Source organism: Streptomyces sp. NPDC037389, from assembly GCF_040636475.1.
GTDB lineage: Bacteria > Actinomycetota > Actinomycetes > Streptomycetales > Streptomycetaceae > Streptomyces > Streptomyces hesseae.
This window is the reverse complement of the sequence record NZ_JBEZUS010000076.1, coordinates 1-1,134: the sequence shown is the minus strand read 5'-3', so window position 1 is coordinate 1,134 and position 1,134 is coordinate 1. Positions and strand designations below refer to the sequence as shown.

Here is a 1,134-nt window from a genome sequence, read left to right as displayed (position 1 = left end):
TCGGGCAGACCGAGCGGCTCGGCCGGCTGGTGGAGACCCTGCTGGACCTCTCCCGCCTGGACAACGGCGTCATTCCGCTGCGCAAGCGGCGCTTCGAGGTGTGGCCCTACCTCGCGGGCGTACTGAAGGAGGCCAACATGGTCGCCTCTGCCCGCGCGGGCATCGCCTCCGGCTCCGGCAGGCACACCCGCACCGACGTCCACCTGGCCCTCGACGTCTTCCCCGGGGACCTCACCGCGCACGCCGACCCCGAGCGCATCCACCAGGTCGTCGCCAACCTCATCGACAACGCGGTCAAGCACAGCCCGCCGCACGGCCGGGTGACGGTGCGGGCGCGGGCCGGGGAGCTGCCCGAGTCGCTGGAGCTGGAGGTGCTCGACGAGGGTCCGGGCATCCCGCGTTCGGAGTGGCGACGGGTGTTCGAGCGGTTCAACCGGGGTTCGGTGTCGCGGCCGCACGGTCCGGGCAGCGACGGAGGCACCGGTCTGGGGCTCGCGATCGCGCGCTGGGCGGTGGATCTGCACGGCGGCCGGATCGGAGTGGCCGAATCCGAGCGGGGCTGCCGGATTCTCATCACTCTTCCGGGCCTGCCGTCGCGGTCCGGTTGACGTAGGGTTCACAGCGGAGCACCAAGATCCACTGCATCCGCGCTGGCGGACACGTGTGATCAGGCACAGGCCCGCGTTTTCGAGGCGCCGGGTCGCGGTCTCCCGATCCCTCACGCAACAGAACCTGGCTTGTTTCCCGCCATTTCCAGCGCTGAAACGCGGTCTGTGATGTGACTTACGCGACGATGAACGGGCCCGGACTGACCTTCCGGTGCCGGTAGGCGTAGCCTTGATTCCCGCTGTCCACCATCCTTGTGAAGCGGAAGAGGGCGGTTCTCGCCGTGTCGCCACAGTCCCCCAGTAACTCGAGCATCTCGACCGACACCGACCAAGCGGGCACCACGGGTAAGAACCCCGCGGCCGCCTTCGGTGCCAATGAGTGGCTCGTCGACGAGATCTATCAGCAGTACCTCCAGGACCCGAACTCCGTGGACCGAGCCTGGTGGGACTTCTTCGCCGACTACAAGCCCGGAGCCGCGGCCCAGCCGGCCGCCGGCACGGCGACCACGGACTCCGGCAGCACGCC

General features: G+C 69.3%; 2 protein-coding genes. Both read left to right on the top strand.

Translation table 11 applies throughout. The features are described 5' to 3' along the window. Positions 1–608, top strand: a 608-nt coding sequence (locus AB0E98_RS33865) for an ATP-binding protein (RefSeq protein ID WP_361710349.1), incomplete at its 5' end; no start/stop codon positions are given. 281 nt (positions 609–889) lie between these two features. Next, positions 890–1,134, top strand: a 245-nt coding sequence (locus tag AB0E98_RS33860; RefSeq protein WP_361710347.1) for a hypothetical protein, incomplete at its 3' end; no start/stop codon positions are given.